Consider the following 24,000-nt stretch of genomic DNA (forward strand, 5'->3'; position numbering starts at 1 on the left):
CCCCACTCAGCCCTCACCGGCACCCGTTCGGTGCCGGTGAGAGGGAAGCTACCGCAGCGGACTGACAGTCGGGTCAGGTTCCCGGCTTGCGTCCGTAGACGAAGACGTCGTCACCGTTCCTGAGCAGGTTCCAGTACGCCTTGGCATCGGCCGACCGCATGTTGACGCAGCCGCCGGACCCCGGCGGGTTCCACATGGACTTCGTGGTCGAGTGGAAGGCCTGCCCGCCGTCGAAGAACTGCGAGTACGGCATGGAGACGTGGTAGATCGTCGACCAGTGGTTGATGTTCCGCATGTAGATCTTCTTCGAGCCCGTGCGGGTCTCGGTGCCGTCCTTGCCCGTACGGACCGGCACGGGACCGTACGTGAGACGTGCGCCGTCCTGGATCCAGCTCAGCTGGCGGGTCAGGTCGACACAGGCGATCCGGCCCCGGTTGGTGGGGCAGGTGCCCGCCCGGTTGGGGTTGGTGCCCGCCGCCTTCTGCTGGAGCATCGTGTTCATGGTGCGCCAGGTGATCGTCCCCGCGTACCCCGCGGTCGGCGTGATGCCGTGCTTCGCCTGGAACGCCTGGATGGCCTTGCAGTCGGCGAGCGACTGCCGGCCGTCGACCGTCCGCCCGAGGAACTTCTCCACCTGCTTCTGGTACGGGCCCGTCGTCACGTTGCAGGACGCCGCCTGCGCCGGAGCCGCACCGAGCGCGATCGTCATCGGCACCACCATCGAGGTGAGGCCGGCCGCGATGCCCGCTCTCTTCCCCATCCGACCCGCGATTGTCTTCATGATCGTCAACTCCCCCTAGAGTCCTATCGTTCAGGACGTCCGGGGGAGCGACTCAGTTGCATCGGATCCGGACGAAATCAGCAGGACGCGACGGGCTGGATCCGCCGCGCCTCCAGGCGGGCGCTGTGGCTGCCGTACAGCGTGACCGACACGACGCCCAGGACCGCGACGAGACCGATCAGGACGGTGCCGGCCCACCCGCCCGCGTGGAAGGCGATCGCGCCGAGCGTGCCGCCCGCGCTGCTGCCGAGGTAGTACGCGGACTGGTAGAGCGCCGAAGCCTGCGCGCGGCCCGTCTTCGCCGTACGGCTCACCGACGAGGAGGCGACCGCGTGGCCCGCGAAGAAACCGGCCGTGATCAGGACCAGGCCCGCGAGGACCGTCGGCAGCGTGTCGGCGAGCGAGAGCAGCAGGCCGAGGGCGGTGGTGGAGACCGCCAGGTAGAGCGCCCCGCGCCGGCCGAGCCGCCCGACGAGCCTTCCGGCCGCCGCCGACGAGACCGTACCGACCAGGTAGACCAGGAAGATCGAGCCGATCACGCCCTGCGGCAGTGAGAACGGGGCCTCCACCAGGCGGTAGCCGATCACGGTGTACACCGCGCCGAAGACCGTCATGAACAGGGCGCCGATCACGTACAGCCGCATCAGCAGAGGGTCCGAGAGATGCGTCCGTACGGCGCGGGCGAGAGCCCTCGGGGCGAGCGGGCCGGGGGTGAAGTGCCGGGCCTTCGGCAGCAGGGCCCGGAAGGCGAGCGCGCACAGCAGGGAGGTCAGCCCGACGGCGGCCAGACCCGCGCGCCAGCCCCACAGCTGGGCCACCCAGCCGGTCACCAGACGGCCGCTCATGCCGCCGATCGAATTGCCCGCCACGAACAGGCCGATCGCCGCGATCAGCGCCCTGGGCCGGACCTCCTCCGCGAGGAAGGCCATCGCGGACGCCGGCAGCCCGGCGAGCGCCGCGCCCTGGACGACGCGGAGGGCGATCAGGGACTCCAGGTTCGGGGCGAGCGGCACCAGGAGCGCGACGGCGACCGCGACCGAAAGAGAGGCGGTCATCATCGCGCGCCGGCCGAAGCGCTCCGAGAGGGCGCTGAGCGGGAGGACACACAGGGCCAGGGCGCCGGTCGCGGCCGAGACCGTCCAGGAGGCGGCGGAGGCGGTGGCGCCGAACTCGGCCGAGATGGCCGGAAGGAGGGCCTGCGTGGAGTAGAGGAGGGCGAAGGTGGCGAGGCCCGCGGCGAAGAGCGCGAGGCTCATCCGGCGGTAGCCGGGGGTGCCGGGGGCGAGGCGGGTGTCGGCGGACGCGGTGGTGGCGGCCGCCTGGGTACTGGCGGAAGGCATGTCATGAACGTAGGACGCCCCGTTTCATGCGTCCAATGCACGGAACTGCTGTAATCGTTCCCATGGTGCATGAGTACAGGTCACAGCCTCGCCTGTCACCGAACAGTAACGAAGAAGACATGGGACCGCTGCTCGCGCCGCGGCTCGCGTACTTCGCCGCCGTCGCCCGGCACGAGCACGTGACCCGCGCCGCGGCCGAGATGGGCGTCCCCCAGTCCACCCTCTCCCGGGCGATCGTCCGGCTCGAACAGGACCTCGGCGTCACCCTCTTCGCCCGCCGCGGCCGCACGGTCTCCCTCACCCCCGCGGGGCGCCGCTTCCTCACCGCCGCCGAGCGGGCCCTGGCCGAGGTGGAACGGGCCGCCGACACCGTACGGGCCGACGCCGACCCCACCGCGGGCCGGATCGCCTTCGGCTTCCTCCACACCATGGGCTCCGAGACCGTCCCCGGTCTCATCCGCGCCTTCCGCGTCGATCACCCGCGGATCCGCTTCACCCTCGTCCAGAACTACGGCGAGGCCATGATCGAGCGGCTCCGGGCCGGCGACCTCGACCTCTGTCTGACCTCCCCGGTCCCGGACGCCCCCGACCTGGTCGCCCGCCGTCTCGACGAGCAGCGGCTCCGGCTCGTCGTCCCCGACGACCACCGGCTCGCGGGCCGCAAACGGGTCCGCCTCGCCGAGGCCGCGGAGGAGACCTTCGTGACCCTGGAGCCGGGGTACGGGCTGCGCCGCATCACCGACGACCTGTGCGCCGAGGCCGGCTTCCGGCCCCGGGTCGCCTTCGAGGGCGAGGAGGCCGAGACCCTGCGCGGCCTGGTCGCCGCCGGCCTCGGCGTCGCCCTGCTGCCCCCGCCGGCCGTCCCGCGCCCCGGTGTCGTCGAACTCACCGTCACCGCCCCGCGCGCGGTCCGCGAGATCGGAGTCGCCTGGCTCGACGGCCACCCGGACACGGCCCCGGTGGCCGCCTTCAAGAAGTTCCTCCTGAGCAGAAGGGGCCACCTGCTGCCGTAGGACCCGTCAGGCCTGCCCCTAGAGACGCCGGGGAGCGCCCCCGAAGCCCGCCGCCAACGGCATCCGCAGGCCGAGGGGCGGGGGAGCGGCCATCGCGTCCGTCACCGGGCGGGCGACCGGGCGGGCGAAGAGGGCGCCGAGGACGAAGTCGGCCGCAAGGGCCTGGACCTCGTCCGCGTACTGGCGCAGCGCGTGGCCGTCCGAGTGCACCTCGAAGCGGCAGGTGTCCCGGTTGGCCTTCTTCGCCCGCTGCGCGAACCGGAACGACAGCTCGGGGTCCGTACGGGCGTCGTTCGTGCCGTGCACGAGCAGCACCCGGCGCCCCACCAGCTGGCGCACCGCCTCCGGCTCCGCCGCCACGTCGTCCTCCGGCAGCCAGGGGGCGAGCCCCAGGACCGCGCCGACCGCTCCGTGGCCGGCCGCCCGCAGCGCCGCCCGGGCGCCGAGCCCGTGACCGACGAGGCAGACCGGGACGTCGCCGTAGCGCCGTACCGCCTCCGCGACCGCCCAGGAGGCGTCCTCCGCGAGGTTCGCGTCGGCCCCGTTCCAGCCGCGCACCCGGTAGCGCACCACATGGGCGACGAGTCCCTCGGACCGGCCCGCGCGGACGAGCGTGCGCCCGAGCGGCAGCATCGCCGCGTGGGCCCGCAGGGAGGCACCCCGCCCCGACACCGGCTCGCCGTCCGGCAGCAGCAGCACCACGCCGCCCGCGGCCGCCGACGTCCGTGAACCTGCAACAGGCCGTCCGAGCCGGGGTCTCCGGGCGTCGGGCGGCCCCACGAGTGCGAAGTGCGCCATGACAGAACAGTCTCAGAAGCGGAGGTGTACGCCAGTCGTACGCGCGGTCTCTGTTGCGTATCGCCCGGGGACCGAACGCCCGCGGTTCCTCAGGCCGTCCGAAACCTCGGGCCGTCCGAAACCTCAGGCCGTCCGAAACGGGACATGGTCCCGATCGTCTCGAAGCCCTTCCGCGCGTACCAGCGGCGCGGCCAGTCGTTCACCCGGGCGGTCAGGAAACGGGTGGTGCAGCCGGCGTCGGCGGCCAGGCGCAAGGCCGTGTCGAGGACGGCGCCGGCATGCCCCTGCCCGAGGTGCGCCCCGTCCGTGACGAGGTCCTCGATCTGCGCCACCCCGCTCGCCGGGTCCAGATAGAGATCGGCCCAGGCGGCCACCTCGCCGGCCGGGCCGTACGAAGCCAGGAACCGGACGACCTCGGCGCCCCTGAGCCGGGCCGCCCGCCGCTCCACCAGGTCGTGGACGTGTTCCGGGGCGGCCTGCGGTGCGATGCGGTGCCAGGACGCGGTCACCGGCCCGCGCAACGCGTCCAGGTCCACCTCCCGCGCCCCGCCACGGGCCTCCACGGGGCCGGTGTGGCACATGAGGAGTGAGGCGGTGTGCTGATACCCGGCCCGGGACATGGGCCCCAGACAGGCTGCGGCGACCGCCTCGTCGAGGACGTGCGCATGGCGGTACGGGAGGTGGCCCATCAGCTCCTCGGTCCGCGCGGGCAACGCCTCCGCGTCGGTCTCCCCGTCGACCAGGACGTGGTTGTTCCCCCGGGACAGCGGGTACGCGTCGTCGAAGGCGGCGAAGCCGCCCGGGAAGTCGACCGTACGAGCCGCCTGCCTGCGGTCGAAGTCGGACAGGAAGGCGTGGACGCGGTGCAATTCGGAGCCGGGAATCGCGGAAGTCATGGCCCCACGCTAGGCGTTCGGTCTCCCGGGCCCCACCGGAAAACGTCCGGCGCGGACGCGGCGCCGCAGGGCGCGCTCTACGCGCGTAGGGGCTAGAGTGCGGAAATGACGAGCCAGACCCCCAGCATCCCCACCGCGGACCAGATCCGCCGCGCCCCGAAGGTGTTGCTCCACGACCACCTCGACGGCGGGCTGCGCCCGGGCACGATCATCGAACTCGCCCGGGAGCAGGGCTACTCGCAGCTCCCCGAGACGGAACCCGACAAGCTCGGCATCTGGTTCCGCGAAGCCGCCGACTCCGGGTCCCTAGAGCGGTACCTGGAGACCTTCGCGCACACCTGCGCCGTCATGCAGACCCGGGAGGCCCTCTTCCGCGTCGCCGTCGAGTGCGCCGTCGACCTCGCCGAGGACGGCGTCGTGTACGCGGAGGTGCGCTACGCCCCCGAGCAGCACCTGGAGGGTGGTCTCACCCTGGAGGAGGTCGTGGAGGCCGTCAACGAGGGCTTCCGCGAGGGCGAGCGGCAGGCCAGGGCGAACGGGCACCGGATCAGGGTCGGCGCCCTGCTGACCGCCATGCGGCACGCCGCCCGCGCCCTGGAGATCGCGGAACTCGCCAACCGCTACCGCGACACCGGCGTCGTCGGCTTCGACATCGCGGGCGCCGAGGCCGGCTACCCGCCCACCCGCCACCTCGACGCCTTCGAGTACCTCAAGCGGGAGAACAACCACTTCACGATCCACGCGGGCGAGGCCTTCGGGCTTCCGTCCATCTGGCAGGCGCTCCAGTGGTGCGGCGCCGACCGGCTGGGACACGGCGTCCGGATCATCGACGACATCGAGGTCGCCGACGACGGCTCGGTGACCTTCGGCCGGCTCGCCGCCTACGTCCGCGACAAGCGCATCCCGCTGGAGATGTGCCCCTCGTCCAACCTCCAGACCGGGGCCGCCGCCTCCATCGCCGAACACCCCATCGGTCTGCTCCGCCGGCTGCACTTCCGGGCCACGGTCAACACCGACAACCGGCTGATGAGCGGGACGAGCATGAGCCGCGAATTCGAGCTGTTGACCGAAGCGTTCGATTACACGCTCGACGACATGCAGTGGTTCACTGTCAATGCGATGAAATCAGCGTTCATTCCTTTCGATGAACGACTGGCCATGATCAACGAGGTCATCAAGCCGGGATACGCCGAGCTGAAGTCCGAATGGCTGTTCCAGCAGACCGCCACGACCAGCGATTCTTCCCGTACGGCGGGCTGAGACGGCACCCCGTCACGGGGGCGGGAGCGGCCGGGTGAGCGCGACACCCGGCCGCTTTCCGATGTTTGCGGAGGCGACGATCCCTGGTTAGGTTGCAGAGCCGCTCTGCATTCCCAGGATTTCCCCTCCCGGCTTTTTCCGAAGCCCCCGGATTCCCCAAGGAAGATTTTCAGATGAAGCAGTCTGCCGCCAAGAAGCTCGGTGTCGCCGCCCTCGGTGCCGCTTTCGCCGTCACCGCCGCCGGTACGGCCTCCGCAGCGCCCTCCCTGCCCGTCGGCGCCGACGCGCTGGGCACGGTGACCAAGGCCCTCCCGCTGGGTGCCGGACTCACCGAACTCCCCGTCGGCGCCCCCGAGTCCCTCGGTGGCGGTCAGGGCGCCCTCGACCAGGGTGTCAAGACCCTGCCGGCCACCGCCGGCCAGGCCACCAAGAGCCTCCCGCTCGACGCCGTCACCGGTGGTCTCGGGGGTGGCGCGCTGGGCGGCCTCCTCGGCGGCCTGCCCGCCGGCCTCCCGATCGGCTGACCTCCGCCGCAACCGCCGAAGGGGCGCGCACCCGGTTCTCCCGGGTGCGCGCCCCTTCGGCGTCGCTGCGGCGGCCGCTACCAGGCCGTGCTCGTGCCCTTCTCGGCCGGCAGGAAGATCCACAGGCCCAGGTAGAGCAGGAACTGCGGGCCCGGCAGCAGACACGAGGCCACGAAGATCACGCGCATCGTCGTCGCGGAGATGCCGAAGCGTCGGGCCAGCCCCGCGCACACTCCGCCGATCATGCGTCCGTCACGGGGGCGGGCAAGTGCGGCCATGGTGGGCTCCTTCGGAGTCGGTCCGGGAACCGCTCTGGCGGGCTCCCGATGACTCCATACTGCCGCCGGCCGGGGGTCCGGGGCGTCGGTCTACCGGGCGATCGGGACCCTGGTAATCGTCGGGGTCGCACCCTGAGACCCCTCGTTCCGCGGTAGGGCGGAACCCCGTCCCCGGCCCGCCCCCGCGGAGGACCCCGGCCGTCCCGCGTCCGACCTGCGGCGCAGCCAGGTCCGCCCGGCCGGCACGAGGAGGAGATGCGCGAGCGCCACCCCCGCCGTGTTCAGGAGGATCGAGTCCACGTCCACCACCTGACCCGGTACGGCGGTCTGCAGCAGCTCCACGCCCAGCGACACCAGCGCCCCGGCGGCGGTCGTCCGGGCGAGGGAGGCCCAGGGGGAGACGTGCAGCCGCCCCTCGGCCATCGGAAGGAGCACCCCGAGCGGGGCCAGGAGCACCAGTCCCTCGCCGATCAGCCGGGCCGCCTCGGTGGCACCGAGGGCGAGATCGGCCCGGAGGCCGTTCAGCGGGACGGTGTTCGGCGCGGTCACCCAGGCCACGTCCCGTGGGCGCAGACTGACCCAGGCGACGAGCAGCAGATGCGCGAGGACGAGGACGAACCCCGCCACGCGGACGACCACGGCGGCACTGCCGCCCGAACCTTGACGCTGCACGCCCACCAAGACGCCCCGCACGGCGGAATCGGTTCCGCCGAGGACGGCCCGGCCGCCCGGGAGCCCCCGGCGGCGCCCCCGGTCAGCCCGTGGCCGTGGCCGCCGGGGCGGTCGCCGGCGCCGTCGGAGGGGCCGACTCCGGGCGTTCCCGAAGTTCCGTCGTGCACCGGTAGCGCTTCGGCTCGTACGCGCCGGGGCCGCCGAGCAGGACCGTGTGGCCGCCCGCGCCCGCCGAGCTCTCCGCGAACGTGCAGACCAGCTGCGACAGCGCCGTCGGCGCCAGGTCCTCCGGCTGGCGGCTCAACCGCAATGTGCCCGTCGGATCGCCCCGGCGGCCGCCGCTCACCACCAGCGGCCCGCGCACCGCGCTCGTGAAGCCGGCCTGCCGCTCACTCTCCGAAGGCTCGGCGAGCAACTGCGCGAGCAGCCCACCGGCCGTACGCACCGGATCGCCGCCCGCCTTCTCCTCCGGCAGCGGCGACCGCCGGTCCACCGCCTCCAGCTGCGACCCGCAGACCAGGAACACCCGGACCGGCACGCCCTGCACCGCCGACCCCGGCGCGCTCGCCTCTGTCGTGCTGCACGGGACCCGGGACGGGGCCGCGCCCGCGTCGACCGGGACCGACGTCGTCCTGATCCCGCAGCCGGTGACGAGCACGGTGAGCGCGGCCGCCACGAGGGCCCCCGCGCCGGCCGTACGCCCGAAGACGCCGCGCCTCACGCTTCCTCCACCTCGCCCTGGCTGCTGCGGGTCTGCACCTCGCGGGTGATGCCCGACGCGTCCAGGGGCAGCCGCAGCACGAACACCGCCCCGTCCACCGTCCCGTCCTCACCGACCGAATTGGAGGCGGTGATCGAACCGCCGTGGATCAGCGCGTTCTCCATGGCGATAGACAGGCCGAGGCCGCTGCCCTCCGACCGCGGCCGGGACGCGCTCGCCTTGTAGAAGCGGTCGAAGACGTGCGGGAGCACCTCTTCGGGGATGCCGGGCCCGTGGTCGCGTACCGCGATGACCAGCTCGTCGGCGTCCGTGCGCACCGAGACCCGTACCGGCGAACCGCCGTGCTTCAGCGCGTTCCCGATCAGGTTCGCCAGGATCACGTCCAGGCGGCGCGGGTCGAGCGGCGCCACGATCCCGCGCTCCGCGTCCAGGTCGACGGCGTCGAGCCACGCGCGCGCGTCGACGCACGCGGTGATCTGGTCGGCGATGTCGACCTCGTCGAGGACGAGCCGGGCGGTGCCCGCGTCGAAGCGGGTCACCTCCATCAGGTTCTCCACCAGGTCGTTGAGCCGCCGGGTCTCGCTGACGACGAGGGCGACGGCCGGGGCGATCATCGGGTCCAGGGAGTCCTGCTCGTCCTCCAGGACCTCCGTGACGGCCGTGAGCGCGGTCAGCGGGGTCCGCAGCTCGTGCGACATGTCGGCCACGAAGCGGCGGGAGGACTCCTCCCGCGCGCTCATGTCCGCGACCTTCTTCTGCAGGGACTCCGCCGCGCTGTTGAACGTACGGGACAGATCCGCCAGTTCGTCCGCGCCCGTGACCCGCAGCCGGGTGTCGAGCTTGCCCTCGCCGAGCTGTCGGGCCGCCTCGCCGAGCCGGTGCACCGGCCGCAGCACGGTCGTCGCCGCGACCTGCGCGAGCAGCACCGAACCGGCCACCGCGAGCGCGGTGGCGATCCCCAGCGACCAGGCGAGCGAGTTCAGATCGGCCTTCTCCGCGGCCAGCGACTTGAACATGTAGCCGGCGGGCCCGCCGCCGTCGATCCGCGTCCCGCCGACCAGGTACGGCGTCCCGTTCCGCTCCGTACGCTGCCAGAACAGGTGGTACGCGTACGGGTTGGCGTCCGTGATCCGCCGCTCGGTGTCCACGGCCTCCGTCAGCGAGCGCGGCACGTCGGCCAGCGTGAAGTCGTCCGGGTCGGAGGCGCCGACGATCGGCTTGCCCGCGTCCCGCTCACCGAGCAGCAGCACCTGGTAGTCGCGGCTGCCGGTCGCCATCTGCTCGGCGGTCCGCCGCAACTCGTCCTGGGTGGGCCGGAGAGGCAGCGTCGCCGCCCGGTTCTGCATCTCCTGCCGGAAGTCGTTGAGCGCCCCGTCCTGCGTACGGGTCAGCACCGCCTCGCGGTTCAGCCAGTACGCGATGCCGGAGGCGGCGACGGCCGCGGTGAGCGCGACGAGGGCGAAGACGACGACGAGCCGCAGCCGCAGGCTGGAGAGACGCAACCGCGTGAGGATCCCCTTGCTCACGCAGGGACGTCCAGCCGGTAGCCGACCCCGCGCACGGTACGGATCAGCGTCGGTGAGGACGGCACGTCCTCCACCTTGGCGCGCAGCCGCTGCACACAGGCGTCGACGAGCCGCGAGTCGCCCAGGTAGTCGTGCTCCCACACCAGCCGCAGCAACTGCTGCCGGGAGAGCGCCTGACCGGGCCGCCTGCTCAGTTCGAGGAGCAGCCGCAGCTCCGTCGGCGTGAGCTGGAGGTCCTCGCCGTTCTTGGTGACCGTCATCGCGGAACGGTCGATCACCAGCGAGCCGTACGTCGCCGAATCCGTCGACTCCCGCTCGCCGCGCCGCAGTACGGCCCGGATGCGGGCGTCCAGGACCCGGCCCTGCACCGGCTTCACGACGTAGTCGTCGGCGCCGGACTCCAGGCCCACGACCACGTCGATGTCGTCGCTGCGCGCGGTCAGCAGGATGATCGGCAGCTGGTCGGTGCGGCGGATGCGCCGGCACACCTCGAAGCCGTCGATGCCGGGCAGCATGACGTCCAGCACGATCAGGTCCGGCCGCTGCTCGCGCAGCAACTGGAGACCGTCCTCACCGGTCGCGGCGGTGGCCACCCGGTGGCCCTGCCGGGACAGGGAGAGTTCGAGGGCCGTGCGGATGGCGTCGTCGTCCTCGATCAGCAGCAGAAAAGGCACGGGCGTCATTCTGTCCCATGCGGCCGTCCGAGTTCGACCGCCGGGAGGCGCGCTTCTGTTCCGAGCCCTGTGACACGCCTGTGACAGTCGGCGGACAGCGCCATGAAGTCCGCTGGGCAAGCTTCTCGGCACACGGACCCACACACACTCCAACCGACGGGGGGCGCGAGATGAACGCACTGCACAGCACCACCTCGAGCGCAGTAGTCACGCGTCTCCACGATGTCGTACGGAGCACGGAGAAGTCCGGCGGTGTGAACTCTCGGGGGTGCGTTCGCAGTGTCGGACGTCAGCGCAAGGCGCCGTACATGGTGGCCGTCGCTGACGGGGGAGCGGCGTACGGGGAGGTCACGGGGGAACGCGCCACCTGTTCGGAAGCCGAGTTCACGGCCTACGTCCAGGAGCGTCGTGCCTCCCTGTACGCCACCGCCTACCACCTCACCGGTGACCGGTTCGAGGCCGAGGACCTGCTCCAGAGCGCGCTGTTCTCCACGTACCGGGCCTGGGAGCGGATCAGCGACAAGGCCGCCATCGGCGGATACCTCCGCCGCACCATGACCAACCTGCACATCAGCGCCTGGCGCCGGCGCAAGCTCAACGAGTACCCGACCGAGGAGCTGCCGGAGACGGTCGGCGAGACGGACGCGATGCGCGGCACGGAGCTGCGCACGGTGCTGTGGCAGGCCCTCGCCCGGCTGCCCGAGCTCCAGCGGACGATGCTGGTGCTGCGCTACTACGAGGGCCGGACCGATCCGGAGATCGCGGAGATCCTGGACATCAGTGTCGGCACGGTGAAGTCGAGCATCTGGCGCTCGCTGCGGCGACTGCGCGAGGACGAGGTGCTGAGCTTCGGCCGTGACGAGGAGGAGTCCTTCGGCGAGCTGGTGGCCTGAGGTCTGGGGGGACCCCACGAAGGCCTACGGGGGAACGGGGCCGGCGGGGGGACCGTACGGGGGTACGGGGGAAGAGAAGCGGGCTGTACGAGCCGGGGGGTCTCGTACAGCCCGCTTCCGCGTGTGCGGCCCGCCGTGACGCACGGGGGCGGGACGTCGGCCCGGAGGCCCGGGGCTCAGTGCGGGGTCGGGGTGCGGTGGTCGTTCGCTGCCGCTGTCGTCAGGCGGCTCAGGGCTTCGTTCCTGGCGCAGGGGTGGGCGCCGAGGGCCGTCTGGCGGGCCACGATCGCCCGCTCCGCCCGCATCAGCCGCCATCCCCGCCGCAGCAGGAACGGCACCGACTTGCGCCCCTCCCGGAGGTCGCGGGCGAGCCGTCGACGGAACGTCGTCGACGGGCGGCCGCGCAGACAGAGCGCGTCGGCGAGGACGTCCAGCTCACGGCAGCGGGTCACGATCTCCGCCGCGAAGATCCCCTCCGCCACGAAGAGCGGCGTCCGCTCGATGTCGAGCCGCTCGCGGTCCACCCGGGAGCTGGTGGCGAGGTCGTACACGGGGACCTCCGTCCGCCCCGTACGGCACAGTTCGACGATGGCGGCGACGGCGGCGTCCGCGTCCCAGGACCGTGGAGAGTCCCAGTCGATGTCCGAGCTGCCGTCGACGACGGGGAGGGACGGGTCGTCACCCTCCTTGTAGAAGTCGTCGAGGCGCAGGACCGGAAGGCCGGTGACGGCGGCGAGGGACGACTTGCCGGAGCCGGAGGGGCCCGCGAGCAGGACGACCCGGGTCGGGATCGGTAGGGAACTCACGGGACACCAGTGTGAACCATCCCCCCGTGCAGGGGACCCCCGAGGAAGACCGTTGGTATCGAGCATCACACCTGAACTACTGTCGGTGTCCGACCGGTCACGCCTCGGAAGGATCGTCATGTCCCGTCACGCAGCCACCCCCCGTCCCCGCCGCAGCGCCCTGCTCAGGGCAGGTCTCACCGTCACGGCGGCGGGCGCCGCCGTACTCGGCGCGGGCGGCGGGGCCCAGGCCGCGGCCCCGGTGCCGCTGCCCGTCGACGCGCCGACCAGGACGGACGCCGCCGCGGCCGGGGCGGGCGCCCTGTCGGGCGTCACCCACGGCCTGGGCCCGCTGACCCGGCTCCAGCTCGACCCGCTGGCCAACACGGGGGTCGACCCGCTCGACAACGGCCTCGGCACCCAGGTCGCCGACTTCAAGCCCGTGGGCACCGGCCTGGTGACCGACCACCTCACGAAGGGCGGCGCGGTCGCCGACCTCCCGGTGGCCGGACCGCTCACGCAGAGCCTGCTGCCCTAGGGCACCGGGGGACGCGGGCACGTGCGTTCGACGGGCCGTGGGACAACCCCCGAGGGGACAACCCCCGAGGGGAAGGGGCCGAGAACGCGGGACGGCCCCCGGGTGCGTACACCCGGGGGCCGTCCTTCCGCGACGGAGTCAGTACGAGGAGCCGCTCGCGCCCAGCGAACCCGTCGGGTGCCAGACCGTCTTCGTCTCCAGGAAGGCGGTCATGCGGTCCGTGGTCGGGGACTCCGCGAAGTCCTCGGTACGCGGGCGCAGGACGCGCTTCAGGTTGTCCGCCGCCGCGATCTCCAGGTCACGGGCCAGCTCGGCGTCCGTGCCCGTGAGGTCGATGCCGTTGACGTCCTGGTGGGCCGCCAGGTGGGGGCCCATCTCCGCGGCCTTGCCGGAGAGGATGTTCACGACGCCGCCGGGCAGGTCGGAGGTGGCGAGCACCTCGCCCAGGGAGAGCGCCGGCAGCGGCGACCTCTCGCTCGCGATCACGACGGCCGTGTTGCCCGTCGCGATCACCGGGGCGATCACCGACACCAGGCCGAGGAAGGACGAGTCCTGCGGGGCCACGACCGTGACGACACCGGTCGGCTCGGGCGTCGAGAGGTTGAAGTACGGGCCCGCGACCGGGTTGGCGCCACCCACGACCTGGGCGATCTTGTCCGTCCAGCCCGCGTACCAGACCCAGCGGTCGATGGCCGCCTCGACGACGACCGCGGCCTTCGACTTGGGCAGGCCCTCGGCGTCGGCCACCTCGTGCACGAACTGGCTCTTGCGACCCTCCAGCATCTCGGCGACGCGATAGAGGATCTGGCCCCGGTTGTACGCGGTCGCGCCCGCCCAGCCGCCGAACGCCTTGCGGGCGGCGACGACCGCGTCACGGGCGTCCTTGCGGGAGGAGAGGGGCGCGTTCGCCAGCCACTTGCCCTTGTGGTCCTGCACTTCGTACACCCGGCCGCTCTCGCTGCGGGGGAACTTGCCCCCGACGTACAGCTTGTAGGTCTTGAAGACGCTCAGGCGCTGCTCGGACTTCTCAGACATCGAGGTAGGCCTCCAGACCGTGACGGCCGCCCTCGCGGCCGAAGCCCGACTCCTTGTAGCCGCCGAAGGGCGAGGTCGGGTCGAACTTGTTGAACGTGTTGGCCCAGACGACACCCGCGCGGAGCTTGCCGGCGACCGCGAGGATGCGGGAGCCCTTCTCCGTCCAGATGCCGGCCGACAGGCCGTACTGGCTGTTGTTGGCCTTCGCGACCGCCTCGTCGGGCGTACGGAACGTCAGCACCGACAGGACCGGGCCGAAGATCTCGTCGCGGGCGACCGTGTGCGCCTGCGTGACGTTCGTGAAGAGCGTCGGGGCGAACCAGTAACCGGCCGACGGGAGGTCGCAGGCGACGCTCCAGCGCTCGGCGCCCTCCGCCTCGCCCTGCTCCACCAGGGTGGTGATACGGGCCAGCTGCTCGGACGAGTTGATGGCACCGATGTCGGTGTTCTTGTCGAGCGGGTCGCCGAGACGGAGCGTCGACAGACGGCGCTTCAGGCTGTCCAGCAGCTCGTCCTGGATCGACTCCTGGACCAGGAGCCGGGAGCCCGCGCAGCAGACCTGGCCCTGGTTGAAGAAGATGCCGGTGACGATGCCCTCGACGGCCTGGTCGATGGGGGCGTCGTCGAAGACGATGTTGGCGCCCTTGCCGCCCAGCTCCAGGGTCAGCTTCTTGTCCGTGCCGGCGACGGAGCGCGCGATGGCCTTGCCCACGGCGGTCGAACCGGTGAAGGCGACCTTGTTGACGTCCGGGTGCCCGACGAGCGCGGCGCCGGCGTCCCCGTACCCGGGAAGGATGTTGACGACGCCCTTCGGCAGCCCGGCCTGGCGGCAGATGTCCGCGAAGAACAGGGCGGAGAGCGGGGTCGTCTCGGCGGGCTTCAGGACGACCGTGTTGCCGGTCGCGAGCGCCGGGGCGATCTTCCACGCCAGCATCAGCAGCGGGAAGTTCCACGGGATGACCTGGCCGGCCACGCCGAGCGGGCGCGGGTTCGCCCCGTAGCCGGCGTGGTCGAGCTTGTCGGCCCAGCCCGCGTAGTAGAAGAAGTGCGCGGCGACCAGGGGAAGGTCCGCGTCGCGGGTCTCCCTGATCGGCTTCCCGTTGTCCAGGGTCTCCAGGACGGCCAGCTCGCGGCTGCGCTCCTGGATGATCCTGGCGATCCGGAAGAGGTACTTGGCGCGCTCGGAGCCGGGCAGTGCCGACCACTTCTCGAAGGCCTTGCGCGCCGCCTTCACCGCACGGTCGACGTCCTCGGTACCCGCCTGGGCGACCTCGGACAGGACCTCCTCGGAGGCGGGGGAGACGGTCTTGAAGACCTTGCCGTCGGCCGCCTCGACGAACTCGCCGTCGATGAACAGGCCGTACGAGGGGGCGATGTCGACGACGGACCGGGACTCGGGCGCCGGTGCGTACTCGAATGCAGATGCCATGTTGATCAGTCCACCGTCACGTAATCGGGGCCGGAGTAACGGCCGGTCGCCAGCTTCTGGCGCTGCATCAGCAGGTCGTTGAGCAGGCTGGAGGCGCCGAAACGGAACCAGTGGTTGTCCAGCCAGTCCTCGCCCACGGTCTCGTTGACGAGGACCAGGAACTTGATCGCTTCCTTGGTGTTGCGGATGCCGCCGGCCGGCTTGACACCGATCTGGACGCCGGTCTGGGCGCGGAAGTCGCGCACGGCCTCCAGCATCAGCAGCGTGTTGGCCGGGGTGGCGTTGACCGCGACCTTGCCGGTCGAGGTCTTGATGAAGTCCGCGCCCGCCATCATGCCGAGCCAGGAGGCGCGGCGGATGTTGTCGTACGTGGACAGCTCACCGGTCTCGAAGATCACCTTGAGGCGGGCGCGGTCACCGCACTCCGCCTTGATCGCGGCGATCTGCTCGAAGACCTGGAGGTAGTGACCGGAGAGGAAGGCGCCACGGTCGATGACCATGTCGATCTCGTCGGCGCCCGCGGCGATGGCGTCCGCCGTGTCCGCGAGCTTCACGGGGAGCGCGGCGCGGCCGGCCGGGAAGGCGGTGGCGACCGAGGCGACCTTGACGTCGGAGCCCGCGAGGGCCGCCTTGGCGGTGGCGACCATGTCGGGATAGACGCAGACGGCGGCGGTCGTCGGGGCCGTGCGGTCGGTCGGGTCGGGACGGACGGCCTTGGCGGCGAGCGCCCGGACCTTGCCCGGGGTGTCCGCGCCTTCGAGCGTCGTCAGGTCGATCATGGAGATGGCCAGGTCGATGGCGTACGCCTTGGACGTGGTCTTGATCGAGCGGGTGCCGAGGGACGCGGCGCGCGCCTCCAGGCCGACGGCGTCGACGCCGGGCAGCCCGTGGAGGAAACGGCGCAGCGCACTGTCGGACGCGGTCACGTCGGCGAATGCGAGAGCTGCGGGTGCAGTGGTGGGCATGGTCACCAGTCGAGCATATCTACGCGCGTAGCGACCTGTACAGGGGGCAGGCTTCGCAGAGCCCGAGGTCACACCGCCCCGCCGGCGCTCACCGAGGACCGGGCGCATGACGGATGGCTCCGCCGCCACCCCGGCGCCGTCCGCGAGCGTCTGGCCGACGCCCACCGCCCGGACCACAGCATTCTGTACGCGGATCTCGCGGCCACGCGGGCCGCCTGAGTCCTCACCGGTCCGCTGAGGCACAATCGGCGGCATGACGACCCCCGAGCCGACCCCCGAGCCCAGCCACGAGCCGAGCCGTGAGTCGACCCCCGAGCAGCCGGCCGCGAAGCAGCCGTCCCCCGACCGTGTCTTCCGGTCGCCGCTGGGGATCGCCAGCGGCGTGTTCCTGCTGCTCCTCGCGATCGTGTTCGCCGGTGACGTGGTGCTGCGCGGCGAGGGCCGCTCGCCGTGGATCGCGCTCGCGGCTCTCGTCCTGGCCGTCCCGCTGATCGTCGCCTTCACCATCCGGCCCGCCGTGTACGCCGACGACGACCGGCTCAGGATCCGCAACCCGTTCCGGTCGATCACGCTGCCCTGGGCGACGGTCGCCGACGTCCGCGCCGGGTACTCCAGCGAGGTCCTCACCCGGGACGGCACCAAGTACCAGCTGTGGGCCGTCCCCGTGTCGCTGCGCCAGCGCAAGCGGGCGGCCCGTCGCGCCGCCCGCGCCTCCCAGGACGACCCGCACGGCCGTACCTCGGTCAACGTCGACGTACGGGACACCGCCTCGCGGACGGCGCCCACCGACCAGACCGTCGCCGACCTGCGTGAACTCGCCGAGCACCGCTCCGGGACGCCGGGGGCGCAGGGCGAGGCGCGGGTGCGCTGGGCGTACGGGATCGTCGGGCCCGCCGCGGCCGGGCTGCTGCTCCTGGTGGTCCTGATGGCGACGGGCTGATCCGTAGCCGGGAGCCGGACGCTTCGGCCGGACACCGCCGCACGGACTCCCCGTGAACGACGAAGGGCCGGTACGGAGTGGATTTCCGTACCGGCCCTTCGCGTCTGCCCCGCGGGGTCAGAGCCCGGCGGCCGCCGACAGGTCGCGCTTGACCGCGACCAGCAGCTCCGTGGCCTTCGCGCGCGCCGTGGCGAGGTCGGCCGCCGACGCGACCGGCACCACGACCTCCAGGTAGCACTTGAGCTTGGGCTCCGTACCGCTGGGCCGGACGATCACCCGGGCCTTGTACGCGCCCTCCAGGCGGTAGCGCAGCCCGTCCGTCGGGGGCAGCGACTCCGTCCCCTTCGTCAGGTCCTCCGCGGAGACGACCGTCAGACCGGCCAGCGAGACCGGCGGCCGCTCGCGCAGCGCCGCCATGGCGTTCGCGATGACGCTCAGGTCCTCGACCCGCACCGACAGCTGGTCCGTGGCGTGCAGCCCGTGCTCCACCGCCAGGTCGTCGAGCAGATCGGTCAGGCTCCGGCCCTGCTCCTTGAGCACCGACGCCAGCTCGGTGACGAGCAGCGCCGCCGTGATGCCGTCCTTGTCGCGGACGCCCTCCGGGTCGACGCAGTAGCCGAGCGCCTCCTCGTACCCGTACCGCAGGCCCTCGACCCGGGCGATCCACTTGAAGCCCGTCAGGGTCTCCTCGTAGCCGACGCCCGCGGCCTCGGCGATCCGGCCGAGCAGCGAGGACGACACGATCGACTCGGCGAAGACGCCCGTGGCCCCCTTGCCGACGAGGTGCGCGGCGAGCAGCGCGCCGACCTCGTCGCCGCGGAGCATCCGCCAGCCGCCGACGACCGACGGGTCCGGCACGGCCACCGCGCAGCGGTCGGCGTCCGGGTCGTTGGCGATGACCAGGTCGGGGTCCACGGCCCGGGCCGCCTCGAAGGCCAGGTCCATGGCCCCCGGCTCCTCCGGGTTGGGGAAGGCGACCGTCGGGAAGGCCGGGTCGGGCTCGGCCTGCGCGGCGACGAGCGCCGGCGGCGGGAACCCGGCCCGGGCGAACGCGGCCGTCAGGACGTCCTTGCCGACGCCGTGCATGGCCGTGTAGACGGTCCGGGCGGTACGGGGGGACCCGGCGGTCAGGACGGCGTCCGTACGCTCCAGATAGGCGTCGAGCACCTCGTCGCCGAGGGTCTCCCAGCCTTCCTCCGGACGCGGTACGTCGGCCAGCGAGCGGACCGCGGCGATCTCGGCGGCGATCTCCGCGTCGGCGGGCGGCACGATCTGCGAGCCGTCGCCCAGATAGACCTTGTAGCCGTTGTCGCGGGGCGGGTTGTGGCTCGCGGTCACCTCGACACCGGCGACGGCGCCCAGATGCCTTATGGCGTACGCGAGGACGGGCGTCGGCAGCGGGCGGGGGAGGAGCGCGGCGCGCAGCCCGGCGCCGGTCATCACGGCGGCGGTGTCGCGGGCGAAGTCGGCGGACTTGTAGCGGGCGTCGTAGCCGATGACGACGAGCCCGCCTTCCTCGCCCTTCGCCTTGAGGTAGGCGGCGAGCCCGGCGGCCGCGCGGATGACGACCGAGCGGTTCATCCGCATGGGCCCTGCGCCGAGCTCCCCGCGGAGCCCGGCGGTGCCGAACTGGAGGGTGCCGGCGAACCGAGCGGCGAGCTCGGCGCTCGCACCGCCGTCGACGAGCTTCGCGAGCTCGTCACGGGTCTCCGGGTCGGGGTCCTCGGCGAGCCATGCCTGGGCCTGGGTGAGGAGATCGTCCTGCGTCACGGTGTGCCTTTCGGGGAGTCGGCGGGGGCGGGTACGGGTGGGCGGTGCGGGGTGCCGCCGCGCCGGAGCCTTCCCCCACCCCGCCCCTTCCCGAAACCGGGGTGGGAACCAGCCCCGGCGTTCGAGGCGCCGGCCCTGGGACGGAGCCCCGGTGCGGGAAGGGGCCGGCTGGGGAGGAAGCCCCGCGGCGGCCCCGACCGGCGTCAGATGCGGTCGAGCACCCGGGTCAGCAGCTCGCCCATCCGCGCCGCCGAGTCCCGCCCGGCCTGGAGGACCTCCTCGTGGTTCAGCGGCTCGCCCGAGAGCCCCGCCGCCAGGTTGGTGACCAGGGAGATGCCGAGGACCTCCGCGCCGGCCTCGCGGGCGGCGATGGCCTCCAGGACGGTGGACATGCCGACCAGGTCGCCGCCGAGGACGCGGACCATGTTGATCTCGGCCGGGGTCTCGTAGTGGGGGCCGGGGAACTGCACGTAGACGCCCTCTTCGAGGGTCTCGTCGACCTCCTTGCACAGCGCGCGCAGCCGCGGCGAGTACAGGTCGGTGAGGTCGACGAAGTTCGCCCCGACGATGGGGGAGGCCGCCGTCAGGTTGAGGTGGTCGCTGATGAGGACGGGCTGGCCGGGGCGCATGCCCTCGCGCAGGCCGCCGCAGCCGTTGGTGAGGATGACGGTCTCGCAGCCGGCGGCGACGGCGGTACGGACGCCGTGGGCGACGGACGCGACACCGCGGCCCTCGTAGAAGTGGGTGCGGCCGAGGAAGACGAGGGCGCGCTTCGCGCCGATCTTGTACGAGCGGATCTTGCCGCCGTGGCCCTCGACGACGGGCGGCGGGAAGCCGGGAAGGTCGGTCACCGGGAACTCGGCCTCGGGGGCGCCGAGCGCGTCGACGGCGGGCGCCCAGCCCGAGCCCATGACCAGGGCGACGTCGTGCTTCTCGACTCCGGTCAGCTCGCGAAGACGTGCGGCAGCGGCCTCGGCGGCCTCGTACGGGGTGGCAGTTGCGTTCACTGACTCTCTCGCCTCGGTGAGGGGGGTCCGAGGCGGGCCCCGGACGGATTTCCTACGCGCAGAAGCGTAGCCGCAGATTGCCTACGCGCGTAGATGACGATGCCGACGGACATGCGATCGTTGTCTTGTCGTTTCCGACGAAAGGCGCACACCTACCCCCGTCCCCGCCCCTGGGGTGTTCGCACACGTGTCAGCAGGGGCGCTTGCGCAACTCCATCACGTAGTCGTGCGGCGCGCCCGCGGACTCGGCCGCGTCGGCGACCTCGCCCAGGTACCGCGCCGACGGCAGCCCGCCCTCGTACGCGTTGAGGACGTACACCCAGGCGGCGTCCTCGCCGTCCAGGGTGTGCACCCGCACCCGCATCCGGCGGTAGATGTCGAGGCCGACGCCCTCCCACCGGTCCATGGAGTCCTCGTCCATCGGCGCGATGTCGTACAGCGCCACGAAGACCTGGGAGCGGGGGGCTTCCACAATCGTGGCCAGCGCTCCCTCCCAGCCCATCTGCTCGCCGCCGAAGGTCAGCCGCCAGCCGTTCAGCCAGCCGGTGCCGCGCAGCGGGGAGTGCGGGGCGCGGCGGCTCATCAGCCGCGCGTCGAGGTTGCCGGCGAAAGCGGCGTAGAGCGACATGGGACCGAGGGTACGGGAGGGGGCGGGGTGTCCGCCGAACTCCGAGGTGGCGACCGGGCGGCCCCCGCCGCCGGGGAGCCGTGCCGCCGGGGGGCGCGCCCCTTCGGAGGCCCCGGCGTGAGACCGCGCCGGACGTGCGGGAGAATGGGGTACGCACTTGAAGCGTGCGGGACAATGGTGTACGCACTGCATCCCACGGGGGGACCCCCCGGCAGAACGAGAGCGCGAGGCGTAGATCCCAGTGACCCGGATCGTGATCATCGGCGGCGGACCCGGCGGATACGAGGCGGCCCTGGTGGGCGCCCAACTCGGCGCGGAGGTGACCGTCGTCGACTGCGACGGCCTCGGCGGCGCGTCCGTCCTGACCGACTGCGTCCCGTCCAAGACGCTCATCGCCACGGCGGAGGTGATGACCACCTTCGACTCCTCCTACGAGGAACTCGGCATCATCGTCGCGGACGACACCCCCCACCTGGAGCAGGCCGCCCGGGTCGTGGGCGTGGACCTCGGCAAGGTCAACCGCCGGGTGAAGCGCCTCGCGCTCGCCCAGTCGCACGACATCACCGCCTCCGTCACCCGGGCCGGCGCCCGGGTCCTGCGCGGCCGCGGCCGGCTCTCCGGCCGGCAGGCGACGGACGGCTCCCGCCAGGTGATCGTCACCGCGGCCGACGGCACCGAGGAGACGCTGACCGCCGACGCCGTGCTCATCGCGACGGGCGCCCACCCGCGCGAGGTGCCGGACGCCAAGCCGGACGGCGAGCGCATCCTGAACTGGACGCAGGTCTACGACCTCAAGGAGCTCCCGGAGGAGCTCATCGTGGTCGGCTCCGGCGTCACCGGCGCCGAGTTCGCCGGCGCCTACCAGGCGCTCGGCTCCCGGGTCACCCTGGTCTCCTCCCGCGACCGGGTGCTGCCCGGTGAGGACCCGGACGCGGCGGCCGTCCTCGAGGACGTCTTCCGGCGGCGCGGCATGAACGTCATGGCCCGTTCCCGAGCCGAGTCCGCCAAGCTGGTCGGCGACCGGGTCGAGGTGACCCTCGCGGACGGCCGGGTCATCTCCGGCACGCACTGCCTCATGGCGGTCGGCGCGATCCCGAACTCGGCCGGGATGGGTCTGGAGGAGGCGGGGGTCAGGCTGAAGGACTCCGGTCACATCTGGACCGACAGGGTCTCCCGTACGAGCGCCCCCGGCGTGTACGCGGCCGGTGACGTCACCGGTGTCTTCGCGCTGGCCTCGGTGGCCGCCATGCAGGGCCGTATCGCGATGTACCACTTCCTCGGCGACGCGGTGGCCCCGCTCAACCTGAAGACGGTCTCGTCGAACGTCTTCACCGACCCGGAGATCGCCACCGTCGGCTACACGCAGGCCGACGTGGACGCGGGCAAGATCGACGCCAAGGTCGTCAAGCTGCCGCTGCTGCGCAACCCGCGCGCGAAGATGCAGGGCATCCGGGACGGCTTCGTGAAGATCTTCTGCCGTCCGGGCACCGGCATCGTGGTCGGCGGCTGTGTCGTCGCCCCCAAGGCGAGCGAACTGATCCATCCGATCTCGATCGCGGTCGACAACAATCTGACCGTCGAACAGATCGCAAACGCCTTCACCGTGTACCCCTCCCTGTCGGGTTCGATCGCGGAAGTGGCACGGCAGTTGCACACCCGGAAGTCCGCGGGCGAGGTGTAACTCCCCGTACCGGCACAAGCCGGAGCAACGACGGGGCCTCCCATACCACTTGGAGGCCCCGTCTGTGTTCATCTTCTGCAAATCGGCGCATACTGCTGAAAACTATCGGCCGGTCACGTTACTGTCAGTTTCGTGTTCGCTGCAGAACGTCGTCAGTTGATCCTCGAAATGGTGCGAGCCAATGGGGCCGTGTCGCTCCGCGAGCTCGCCCGCGTCGTCCAGACCTCTGAGGTGACCGTACGGAGAGACGTACGGGCCCTCGAGGCAGAAGGACTCCTCGACCGCCGGCACGGCGGTGCGGTGTTGCCGGGCGGATTCACGCGAGAATCCGGCTTCCCGCAGAAATCCCATCTCGCGGCCGCGGAGAAGACGGCCATCGCCGACCTCGCCGCGAGCCTGGTCGAAGAAGGCGAGGCCATCGTCGTCGGCGCCGGGACGACCACGCAGGAGCTGGCCCGCCGGCTCGCCCGCGTGCCCGGACTGACCGTGGTCACCAACTCCCTGCTCGTCGCCCAGGCCCTCGCCCACGCCAACCGGGTCGAGGTCGTCATGACCGGCGGCACCCTGCGCGGCTCCAACTACGCGCTCGTGGGCAGCGGGGCCGAGCAGTCGCTCCAGGGACTCAGGGTCTCCCGCGCCTTCCTCTCCGGGAGCGGACTGACCGCCGAGCGCGGCCTGTCCACGTCCAACATGCTCTCCGCGAGCGTGGACCGGGCGCTCGTCCAGGCCGCCGCGGAGGTCGTGGTCCTCGCCGACCACACCAAGCTCGGCGCCGACACCATGTTCCAGACGGTGCCCACGGACGTCATCACCCGACTGGTGACCGACGAGCCGCCCGCCCACGACGACCGGGCCGCCACCGAGCTCCAGGCCCTCGCCGACCAGGGCGTCCAGATCACCGTCGCCGGTACGGGCGCCGCCGGCGGCCCCCCGGGCGGTGAGCAGGTCCCCCCGGGCGTCCGGCCCCGCCGTGACATGCCGCTCCCGGTCCAGCGCGGACGGATGGCGGCCGGTCAGTTCAGGGGCCCGGGCGGAGGAATGGCCGCCGAGACACTGGAGCGCACGGCCCGCGTCGCGGACATGCGCCGCCGCTGAGGTGGTGCCCCGAGGGACCTCGCCCCGGGGGTCCCCACGCCCTCGGTCCCCGCGCGCCCGGTCCGACGGGTACCGCACGTCCCCGCGCACCCGGCCCGACGCGTACCGAAACATCCCCCGCGCACCCGGCCCGACGCGTACCGCACGTCCTCAGTCCTTGATGCCCCGAAGCGTCAGGGCGAGCAGGCGGTCCGCCAGCCCGTCGTCCTCCGGGCACTGTTCCGCCGCCAGCGCGATCGCGTTGGTCAGCTGCAGCAGATCGCCGATCGACACGTCGGCCCGCACCTGACCCGCCTCCCGGGCGCGCCCGAGCAGCCGCTCACCCGCCGCGCGCAGCGGCTCGCTGCATCCGGTGAGCGCAGAACTCCGGTCGTACGAGGCGGACATCAGCGCGTGCGCGAGGCCCCGGTACTCGCCCGCGTGGGCGACCAGGGCCCGCAGCCACTCCACCAGGGCGCGGCACGGCTCCTCGGTCTCGGTCAGCTCCCGTGAGCGGCTGAGGAGTTCGGCCAGGGCCTCCTGGAAGACGGCGTTCAGCAGCTCCGCCCGGGTGGGGAAGTGGCGGTAGAGGGTGCCGATCCCCACCCCCGCGCGACGCGCGATCTCCTCCAGGGACGCGTCGGCGCCCTGCGCGGCGAAGGTGCGACGGGCCTCGGTGAGCAGCCGCTCGTGGTTGCGGCGCGCGTCGGCTCGCATGGTGTGACGATGCCTCCCCTCGACGAAGGGCCCGCAGGCGGCTGCCTGCGGGCCC

The 24,000-nt window shown here is 72.4% G+C and carries 25 protein-coding genes; 8 read left to right on the forward strand and 17 right to left on the reverse strand.

Going from position 1 to position 24,000, the window contains the following annotated elements:
* Positions 1-73 precede the first annotated feature (73 nt).
* Together ABZ567_RS07265 and ABZ567_RS07270 are read right to left on the reverse strand one after the other, a co-directional pair.
* On the reverse strand, positions 74-781 hold the full coding sequence (locus ABZ567_RS07265; RefSeq protein ID WP_360785574.1) for a L,D-transpeptidase: 708 nt from the start codon (positions 779-781) through the stop codon (positions 74-76).
* Positions 782-858: 77 nt separating this feature from the next.
* Positions 859-2,121 carry an MFS transporter gene (locus ABZ567_RS07270; protein WP_360785575.1) on the reverse strand — a complete coding sequence of 421 codons (1,263 nt, stop codon included), beginning with the start codon at positions 2,119-2,121 and terminating at the stop codon, positions 859-861.
* A gap of 62 nt (positions 2,122-2,183) precedes the next feature.
* Here ABZ567_RS07270 and ABZ567_RS07275 point away from each other — a divergent pair, with 62 nt between their 5' ends.
* Entirely contained in the window at positions 2,184-3,134 is a 951-nt protein-coding gene (locus ABZ567_RS07275) for a LysR family transcriptional regulator (RefSeq protein WP_360785577.1), read from the forward strand.
* An 18-nt stretch (positions 3,135-3,152) separates the two neighbouring features.
* On the opposite strand, the gene ABZ567_RS07280 is transcribed toward ABZ567_RS07275, so the two are convergent.
* Both ABZ567_RS07280 and ABZ567_RS07285 read right to left on the reverse strand, forming a co-directional pair.
* Positions 3,153-3,932, reverse strand: coding sequence for an alpha/beta hydrolase (locus tag ABZ567_RS07280; RefSeq protein ID WP_360785578.1), 780 nt, complete (start codon positions 3,930-3,932; stop codon positions 3,153-3,155).
* Between the two features lie 89 nt (positions 3,933-4,021).
* Positions 4,022-4,828: a GNAT family N-acetyltransferase gene (locus ABZ567_RS07285; RefSeq protein WP_360785580.1), complete on the reverse strand. Its 807-nt coding sequence runs from the start codon at positions 4,826-4,828 to the stop codon at positions 4,022-4,024.
* A 105-nt stretch (positions 4,829-4,933) separates the two neighbouring features.
* Between ABZ567_RS07285 and ABZ567_RS07290 the strand changes: the two genes are divergently transcribed.
* A complete protein-coding gene (locus ABZ567_RS07290; RefSeq protein ID WP_360785581.1) occupies positions 4,934-6,088 on the forward strand; it encodes an adenosine deaminase in 1,155 nt (384 codons plus the stop codon).
* Between the two features lie 173 nt (positions 6,089-6,261).
* Positions 6,262-6,612 carry a hypothetical protein gene (locus ABZ567_RS07295; RefSeq protein ID WP_360785582.1) on the forward strand — a complete coding sequence of 117 codons (351 nt, stop codon included), beginning with the start codon at positions 6,262-6,264 and terminating at the stop codon, positions 6,610-6,612.
* Positions 6,613-6,689: 77 nt separating this feature from the next.
* Here ABZ567_RS07295 and ABZ567_RS07300 read toward each other — a convergent pair whose 3' ends face one another.
* The 5 genes from ABZ567_RS07300 to afsQ1 all read right to left on the reverse strand — a co-directional run bounded on the left by ABZ567_RS07300 (position 6,690) and on the right by afsQ1 (position 10,483).
* Positions 6,690-6,890, reverse strand: coding sequence for a PspC domain-containing protein (locus ABZ567_RS07300; protein ID WP_360785584.1), 201 nt, complete (start codon positions 6,888-6,890; stop codon positions 6,690-6,692).
* Between the two features lie 90 nt (positions 6,891-6,980).
* Positions 6,981-7,562, reverse strand: a complete 582-nt coding sequence (locus ABZ567_RS07305) for a VanZ family protein (RefSeq protein WP_360785586.1) — start codon at positions 7,560-7,562, stop codon at positions 6,981-6,983.
* Between the two features lie 82 nt (positions 7,563-7,644).
* The gene (locus ABZ567_RS07310) at positions 7,645-8,283 is read right to left on the reverse strand and encodes a hypothetical protein (RefSeq protein ID WP_360785588.1); all 639 of its coding nucleotides are present in this window, start codon (positions 8,281-8,283) and stop codon (positions 7,645-7,647) included.
* Positions 8,280-9,809 (reverse strand): HAMP domain-containing sensor histidine kinase, encoded by a 1,530-nt coding sequence (locus ABZ567_RS07315; protein WP_360785590.1) that lies wholly within the window; start codon positions 9,807-9,809, stop codon positions 8,280-8,282. The genes ABZ567_RS07310 and ABZ567_RS07315 overlap by 4 nt, the downstream gene beginning before the upstream one ends.
* Positions 9,806-10,483 (reverse strand): two-component system response regulator AfsQ1, encoded by a 678-nt coding sequence (afsQ1, locus tag ABZ567_RS07320; RefSeq protein ID WP_360785591.1) that lies wholly within the window; start codon positions 10,481-10,483, stop codon positions 9,806-9,808. The genes ABZ567_RS07315 and afsQ1 overlap by 4 nt, the downstream gene beginning before the upstream one ends.
* A 170-nt stretch (positions 10,484-10,653) precedes the next feature.
* On the opposite strand from afsQ1, the gene ABZ567_RS07325 reads away from it, so the two are divergent.
* Positions 10,654-11,376, forward strand: coding sequence for a SigE family RNA polymerase sigma factor (locus tag ABZ567_RS07325; RefSeq protein WP_360785592.1), 723 nt, complete (start codon positions 10,654-10,656; stop codon positions 11,374-11,376).
* A gap of 176 nt (positions 11,377-11,552) precedes the next feature.
* Here ABZ567_RS07325 and ABZ567_RS07330 read toward each other — a convergent pair whose 3' ends face one another.
* Positions 11,553-12,248, reverse strand: coding sequence for an ATP-binding protein (locus ABZ567_RS07330; RefSeq protein WP_360785594.1), 696 nt, complete (start codon positions 12,246-12,248; stop codon positions 11,553-11,555).
* A 52-nt stretch (positions 12,249-12,300) separates the two neighbouring features.
* Between ABZ567_RS07330 and ABZ567_RS07335 the strand changes: the two genes are divergently transcribed.
* On the forward strand, positions 12,301-12,699 hold the full coding sequence (locus ABZ567_RS07335) for a hypothetical protein (protein WP_360785596.1): 399 nt from the start codon (positions 12,301-12,303) through the stop codon (positions 12,697-12,699).
* 138 nt (positions 12,700-12,837) lie between these two features.
* Here ABZ567_RS07335 and ABZ567_RS07340 read toward each other — a convergent pair whose 3' ends face one another.
* Genes ABZ567_RS07340 through deoC form a run of 3 tightly spaced genes read right to left on the reverse strand, consistent with a single transcriptional unit; the run spans position 12,838 to position 16,128 of the window.
* Entirely contained in the window at positions 12,838-13,734 is an 897-nt protein-coding gene (locus ABZ567_RS07340; RefSeq protein ID WP_360785598.1) for an aldehyde dehydrogenase family protein, read from the reverse strand.
* Positions 13,727-15,163, reverse strand: a complete 1,437-nt coding sequence (locus ABZ567_RS07345; RefSeq protein WP_360785600.1) for an aldehyde dehydrogenase family protein — start codon at positions 15,161-15,163, stop codon at positions 13,727-13,729. The genes ABZ567_RS07340 and ABZ567_RS07345 overlap by 8 nt, the downstream gene beginning before the upstream one ends.
* Before the next feature lie 5 nt (positions 15,164-15,168).
* Complete coding sequence (gene deoC / locus ABZ567_RS07350) at positions 15,169-16,128, reverse strand: deoxyribose-phosphate aldolase (RefSeq protein WP_360785602.1); 960 nt, start codon at positions 16,126-16,128, stop codon at positions 15,169-15,171.
* 253 nt (positions 16,129-16,381) lie between these two features.
* Between deoC and ABZ567_RS07355 the strand changes: the two genes are divergently transcribed.
* On the forward strand, positions 16,382-17,068 hold the full coding sequence (locus ABZ567_RS07355; protein ID WP_360785604.1) for a PH domain-containing protein: 687 nt from the start codon (positions 16,382-16,384) through the stop codon (positions 17,066-17,068).
* A 117-nt stretch (positions 17,069-17,185) separates the two neighbouring features.
* Here ABZ567_RS07355 and ABZ567_RS07360 read toward each other — a convergent pair whose 3' ends face one another.
* The 3 genes from ABZ567_RS07360 to ABZ567_RS07370 form a co-directional block, all read right to left on the reverse strand.
* Complete coding sequence (locus ABZ567_RS07360; protein ID WP_360785605.1) at positions 17,186-18,838, reverse strand: phospho-sugar mutase; 1,653 nt, start codon at positions 18,836-18,838, stop codon at positions 17,186-17,188.
* Between the two features lie 203 nt (positions 18,839-19,041).
* Positions 19,042-19,845, reverse strand: coding sequence for a purine-nucleoside phosphorylase (locus ABZ567_RS07365; protein ID WP_360785607.1), 804 nt, complete (start codon positions 19,843-19,845; stop codon positions 19,042-19,044).
* A 190-nt stretch (positions 19,846-20,035) separates the two neighbouring features.
* Positions 20,036-20,473 (reverse strand): gamma-glutamylcyclotransferase, encoded by a 438-nt coding sequence (locus tag ABZ567_RS07370; RefSeq protein ID WP_360785609.1) that lies wholly within the window; start codon positions 20,471-20,473, stop codon positions 20,036-20,038.
* Between the two features lie 241 nt (positions 20,474-20,714).
* Here ABZ567_RS07370 and ABZ567_RS07375 point away from each other — a divergent pair, with 241 nt between their 5' ends.
* Together ABZ567_RS07375 and ABZ567_RS07380 are read left to right on the forward strand one after the other, a co-directional pair.
* Positions 20,715-22,154, forward strand: coding sequence for an NAD(P)H-quinone dehydrogenase (locus ABZ567_RS07375; protein WP_360785611.1), 1,440 nt, complete (start codon positions 20,715-20,717; stop codon positions 22,152-22,154).
* 132 nt (positions 22,155-22,286) lie between these two features.
* Positions 22,287-23,249 carry a DeoR/GlpR family DNA-binding transcription regulator gene (locus tag ABZ567_RS07380; RefSeq protein ID WP_360785612.1) on the forward strand — a complete coding sequence of 321 codons (963 nt, stop codon included), beginning with the start codon at positions 22,287-22,289 and terminating at the stop codon, positions 23,247-23,249.
* A gap of 150 nt (positions 23,250-23,399) precedes the next feature.
* Here ABZ567_RS07380 and ABZ567_RS07385 read toward each other — a convergent pair whose 3' ends face one another.
* Complete coding sequence (locus tag ABZ567_RS07385) at positions 23,400-23,945, reverse strand: helix-turn-helix domain-containing protein (protein ID WP_360785614.1); 546 nt, start codon at positions 23,943-23,945, stop codon at positions 23,400-23,402.
* Positions 23,946-24,000: the final 55 nt, after the last annotated feature.

Source organism: Streptomyces sp. NPDC016459 (assembly GCF_040632845.1).
In the GTDB taxonomy this organism is placed as follows: Bacteria; Actinomycetota; Actinomycetes; order Streptomycetales; family Streptomycetaceae; genus Streptomyces.